A 5,790-nucleotide genomic window follows, 5' to 3' on the forward strand; every position below is an offset into this window, starting at 1 on the left:
GGAATAGGGAAAATATTTATCTGCAAGCCTCCATTGAAACAATGCAGCGCTTTGTTGTAGACAATACAAATGCCACTGTTATAGAACGGAAGAAATATATCGATGCTTGTAAAAATAAGGGGTTTAAAATTATTGGCTACTATTTTGAGCCCGATTTTGCAGAATCTATTAAGCGTAATGAGCAGCGCACAGGCAAAGAGTATATTCCTGAAATCGGTATTAAAAGTGTAATGAGTAAACTAGAGGTCCCAAGTTACGAAGAAGGATTTGATGAAATTTACAGCGTGATTTCCAGTGAAGGGACGTTTCGGATCGAAAAGCAACCATAGAACCTAGAATCGTACAATTTAGGGGGAGCATCCATGAACATACCAGAGAGATTTATCAAACGGTTTCCAGCATATGAGGACGTATTTATTGGTAATCTTGAACATCACCGCAAGCACTTTCTGCCAATCTGCTCAATTAATCTCCAGTTCTTATTTCCAGAACAGAATGAGTGGCTTCATTTTGTTTCCGTAAAAGAAATCCACGAAGGCTGTGTGGGTGAAAATACTCAGCAATTTCATACCTCATATACCAAGGAAGATATGCTGGGTTTCGATGTAATTGACGGCAAATACAAATTCGAAGCAGACTGGAATTATTTTAGTCTTCATCGGAAAGAGCAATTGGAAGCTACCTATGAAGCGCTGAAATCTACTGGGGATAAAGCGTACCTACGTATGAAGAGAGAAGTTATGGCGTTGGACGGACTGGAACAGGTGTACATGGCTAATGAACAAGACTACCAAGCTCGCAAAGCATTTTTCCTGGAAAACAATAAAATTTATCCATATTCCTCCTTTGGGGAGGCCCAAAAGTCTGTGGAAGAGCTCACCCGTGATTTTGAGGAAAAGCAAACCAGCGGTTGGGGGCTGAATTTCCCTGAAGTTAACGGAATTTTGGATGATATCGCTTTTCAGTCTGACAAGGCTCAGAGTTATATCAAGGAATATGACGAATCTCTGGAAGAGATGCTCCAGTTCGAGCAAACCAATCTGCTTCATGTGCCTAAATGTCCCAATGGTGAGACTTTTGCCTATATCGGTTCCATTACCGGGTATTATTTTCAAGCGTGTGGGGCGGATACCGTCTATTTATTTTACGACCAAGAATTAAGTAAAGCGGTAATTTGCTTCGAATATTCATAAGTGAGGATTTTGCAAAATCCTGAAGTATAAAAAAACTCCCATAAAGGGAGTTTTTTATTTATTTCTTATTCATCTCCACATCATGCTCTTTAGCAAGTGTGTTGACTTGTTCACCAAAATCTCTGAATAGCTTTCTACCTTCGCTGAGCTTGGTGTTACTTTCATTGACTAAGTTCAGATCCTGTTTATCCAACGCATCGAGCATCTTAATGAAGGCTTCCTTTTGAGTACTGGCGGCCTTGATGTAGGTTTCGTGGACGGCTCTTACCTCAGGAGTTTCCGTCTTTACAGCTTCTAACTTATCAACAAATTTGGTGTATTCCGGGATGATATCGTCTTTTAAAGCATTATATAGTGTAACATCATCTGTAAAGTTATCTCCAGTCACAGCTTCATACTTATCAGTAACTGCTTTTTCATCTTGTGCCAAAGGAAGCATTCCATCATTTACATACGTGATTAAATCTTTTTTTATCGGATCGGTAGAGCAGGCTGCCAAAATGGAGAAGCAACATAATACTAACATAAACACGCTAAGTTTTTTCATCTGTATTCCCCTTTTTTATGTATGTTATGGGTAATTCGATTTATTTAATAGTCTTAAAGAACTATCCATATTATTTGATTATATCGTATAAATAAGAGAATGGTAGGATTTTTATGGTAAAATAGTGTCAAAATTAAGTTGATTAACCTAAACCTATTCACATGGAATTACAAATAAGAATGTTTTAAGAAGTATATTCCATTTGAACCAGAATTACTTTATGATAGAACAGGACATCCTAGAATTTTCCTGTATATATTTAGGGAATAGCTGAATTTCTTTAACACATTTGAGAGGAGATTTCAGTATGAAAAGGTTTAAAAAGGTGGTTTCAGTTACACTAAGCTCAATGCTCCTGCTTTCATTCGGTATGACGGCGAACGCGAGTGCAAGCCCAGAGGTGAAGACGGATCAAACGATTCAAACAGTTTCCAATGTGCAGCTAACAACTGATAAGGAAAGTGTTATTGAACAATTAACACGCGCGGACAAGCCTGCCAGTATCACAGATTCGGTGTACACCATTACAGAAAATATTAACTTGGCGACACCACAGAAATCTGTATTGAAAAAGAGAGTTACCCCTTCGCTCAAAGCCAGTGCAAACTCAGTATCATCTAAAGCCGCAGCGACAGTGGCGACAGCGTCTACTGCTACATATTCCGGCACGATTACAGAAGAGGGAGGCACACAGTTTTTATATCCGATCTATTTGCAGCCGGGTGAATTGTTACAGGCTCAGCTGGATGGTCCATTTTCAGCCCAGCTTGACTATGACTTATACCTGTATGAGTTTGATATGGCGACAGGCGATATTAATTCCAATCCAATAGACGTTTCCAACTACGGGACTTATGTTAACAATTATGAGCAAGGAGCTGCTTCTCTTCCTGAAAACGTAGGAGCTCGCAACTCGATCGGAGCCGAAAAGGCTTATGCGCTTGCAGTTCATGCCAAGAAGGGGGCTAGCATTAATGACCTTTTCTATTTGACTGTAGCTGTAAGCTCCAACTATGATGCCTATGAGCCGGATGACAGTGCCTTCCATGCTTATAATTTTACTGTTAACGACAAAGGCTCCTCGATTAACTTCCGCACCATCCATTCCGCTATAGACAACGATTGGTATCAAGTTACAGTACCAGCCAGCCGCAATTATGATGCATTAAATGTGAAGCTGGACAGCACTTCGGAAAGCTATGGGTACAAAGCGGAAGTATATGCAGCTCTTATTGGCAATCAAATGGTGCTTCTACCGCAAACCAATCATAATGTTACCCTAAACACAGGGACCTACTATGTACGAGTGTACAGCACAAGTCAGTATTCAGCCGACCATTTGTATACACTATCGATTAAACCAGTGCTTCGAGCTGGAAAAATTGAAATTACCGGCTATAACTCCAATGGCTATTATGATTATCCGACGTATTCTTACGGTCGTCATTATCGTATTAACGGGGGCAGCAGTCTGATCGTGAACGGTGTCGTGAAAACAACAGATGGTCAACTGGTTCCCAATGCTCCTGTCACGGTCGTATGGCTGGATAAGAACTGGAGCGAGAGCAGCGGTAACCGCACGAGAACGGCTTCTACGTACACCGATGATAGCGGTAAATTCAGTGTGACCCTTTCTCTTCCACAATCGACAGGAAAAAATGTAGATTATATAAGTGAAATTGGTTCCACACACTACTATGATCTTACAGGAGTTGCCGCTCAGGTCGATGGAACCTCGATTAGTGCGACGGACATTGTTTATCTGTTTGCTTATAGCTTGAGAAATTAAGATATGCTTTAATGTAGTTTTGATTCATGAGAGTCGCTTTTTTTGAATGGTTAGCTGAGGCTTTCCATTTCTGAAAGAGCGGCTTTTCATGTTTATTCACCAAGAATAAGAAAATAGTCTTGTTTTCATAGATTACAAACAGAAATTGTTTTGCATAATATATTCCAATAGAACCAAAGATGATTTATGATTGAGCCATACAGCCTAGAAATCACCCTGGTTTATCCGGGGATAGCGGGAATTCCTTAAACCATTTGAGAGGGGATTTCAGTATGAAGAGGTTCAAAAAGGCTATTGCAGTTATGTTAAGCATGATGCTCCTGTTTGCTTTCGGAATGACTGCGAATGCGAGTGAAAGTACGGAGGCTACATCGGATCAAGCGATTAAAGTGGAATCCGATATTCAGCTAACAACTGGAAATGAAGACGTGATTAAGCGTTTAACGCGAGCAGACAAGCCAGACAACGTTACGTCTTCGGTTTATGTCATGCAAGAAAATCTCAACTTCAAGACACCAGAGACAACCTCATTGAAAAGGGAACCCATTTCTTCGCTGAAGGCAAACCCAATGGCTGCATCAGCCACAGTTTCCTCTGCTACGTATTCCGGTACGATTACGCAAGAGGGAGGCACACAATTTTTATATCCGATCTATTTGCAGGCTGGTGAATTGTTGCAGTCCCAGTTGGATGGTCCATTTTCAGCCCAGCTTGACTATGACTTATACTTATATGAGTTTGATATGACGACAGGTGACATTAATCCTAATGCCATTGACGCATCCACCTATGGTACTTATTTTAACAATTATGAACAGGGGGCTGCCTCACTTCCTGAGAACGTAGGAACCCGTAACGCTACCGGATATGAAAAGGCATATGCGATTGCTGTTCATGCCAAAAAGGGTTCCAGCATCAATGATCCTTTCTATCTAACGGTCGATACAAGCTCCAGCTACGATGCATATGAACCAGATGAGAGTGCTTTCCATGCCTATAACTTTACCTTTAGTACGGGCGGTTCATCGCTTAATTCACGCTCCATTCATTCAGGCATTGATAATGACTGGTACCAAGTTACGATCCCTGCCAGCCGCAATTATGATGCTTTGAACGTAAAGCTTGATAGTGTTTCGGACGGTTATGGCTACAAAGCGGAAGTCTACGGAGCTCTTACAGGAAACCAAATGGCGCTTTTGCCGCAAACGAACCATAATGTCAGCTTAAATACAGGAACCTACTATGTGCGAGTGTACACAACCAATCAGTATTCACCCAATCATTTATACACACTTACACTGAAGCCAGTGCTTCGGGCTGGCAAAATTGAAATTACCGGCTATGATTCTGTTAATGGTCCTAATGATTATCCGAACTACTCATATGGTCGTCATTATCGGGTTAATCAACGCAGTAACCTTACCGTGAAGGGGGTAGTTAAGACAACTGATGGTTATCCAGTGGCAAATGCGCCTGTTGATGTGACTTGGTTGAATCAGAACTGGACTGAAAGCAGCGGAAATCGTACTCGTACAGGCACAGCTTATACGGACCAGAATGGAGCCTTTAGTGTGACTCTTTCCCTGCCATCTTCCACTGGAAGTATAGCGGAATACCTGTCTGGAGCCATCAGTTTTACACACTACTATGATCTATCAGGGGTAGCCGTTCAGGTGTCAGGTACTTCGATTATAGACACAGATATTGTATATCACTTTGCCTATAGTATTTATGGCGGCTGATGGACGGGTTATTAAGCTAACACTTAAGGTAACTTGTTGCTTGAATATTTTATATCTGAAACAAAAGTAGTTCGTTTCAATATTTGTTCAATTTTAGGACAAAGCATATGTTCATTCCATATATGCTTTGTCCGATATATATAGAAACAGGGTCACATTACACTATACATACGCCTTAGATTGCCTGTTACAAACATGACAGGAGGAAATAGAATGAATTTTGGACCTCTTAGAGCACAGCAAGCGATTCTTAATGCAAGTAGCTTACGGATCAATCCGACAAGCAAGCAAGCTCCACCACCCCAGCTTCATGAAGAACAGGTCTCAAGAGTGGTAGTTCAAGACTCCGTGGAGATTAGTGAAGCTGGCAGACAGTTGGCGGAAGGAGCTATTGTATCACAGGCTGCAAAGTATTTCGGTACAACACAGATCAATGATTCATTAAACCGGGTTTTGGAAGGTCAGCCAGAAGAAGTGTCTAATGCAGTGTACAGTATGATTGAATCTAATTTTATCGTC

Annotated in this window: 5 protein-coding genes and 1 pseudogene; 5 read left to right on the top strand and 1 reads right to left on the bottom strand. The window is 41.1% G+C overall.

Annotated features, from left to right (window positions below):
• Together GRP75_RS17740 and GRP75_RS17745 are read left to right on the top strand one after the other, a co-directional pair.
• Positions 1–329, top strand: a 329-nt coding sequence (locus GRP75_RS17740) for an AAA family ATPase (RefSeq protein WP_160789948.1), incomplete at its 5' end; no start/stop codon positions are given.
• Between the two features lie 33 nt (positions 330–362).
• The gene (locus tag GRP75_RS17745) at positions 363–1,193 is read left to right on the top strand and encodes a siderophore biosynthesis protein (RefSeq protein ID WP_160789949.1); all 831 of its coding nucleotides are present in this window, start codon (positions 363–365) and stop codon (positions 1,191–1,193) included.
• A 58-nt stretch (positions 1,194–1,251) separates the two neighbouring features.
• Here the strand turns inward: GRP75_RS17745 and GRP75_RS17750 are convergent, their stop codons facing one another.
• A complete protein-coding gene (locus GRP75_RS17750) occupies positions 1,252–1,740 on the bottom strand; it encodes a hypothetical protein (RefSeq protein ID WP_023989558.1) in 489 nt (162 codons plus the stop codon).
• A gap of 307 nt (positions 1,741–2,047) precedes the next feature.
• Between GRP75_RS17750 and GRP75_RS17755 the strand changes: the two genes are divergently transcribed.
• From GRP75_RS17755 to GRP75_RS17765, 3 genes and pseudogenes are all read left to right on the top strand, one after another.
• Positions 2,048–3,529 carry an Ig-like domain-containing protein gene (locus tag GRP75_RS17755; RefSeq protein WP_160789950.1) on the top strand — a complete coding sequence of 494 codons (1,482 nt, stop codon included), beginning with the start codon at positions 2,048–2,050 and terminating at the stop codon, positions 3,527–3,529.
• Positions 3,530–3,801: 272 nt separating this feature from the next.
• Positions 3,802–5,271: a transthyretin-like family protein gene (locus GRP75_RS17760; protein ID WP_160789951.1), complete on the top strand. Its 1,470-nt coding sequence runs from the start codon at positions 3,802–3,804 to the stop codon at positions 5,269–5,271.
• Between the two features lie 213 nt (positions 5,272–5,484).
• Positions 5,485–5,790, top strand: a pseudogene (locus GRP75_RS17765) (hypothetical protein); the annotation flags it as partial.

The organism is Paenibacillus sp. OT2-17, assembly GCF_009827695.1.
In the GTDB taxonomy this organism is placed as follows: Bacteria; Bacillota; Bacilli; order Paenibacillales; family Paenibacillaceae; genus Paenibacillus; species Paenibacillus polymyxa_B.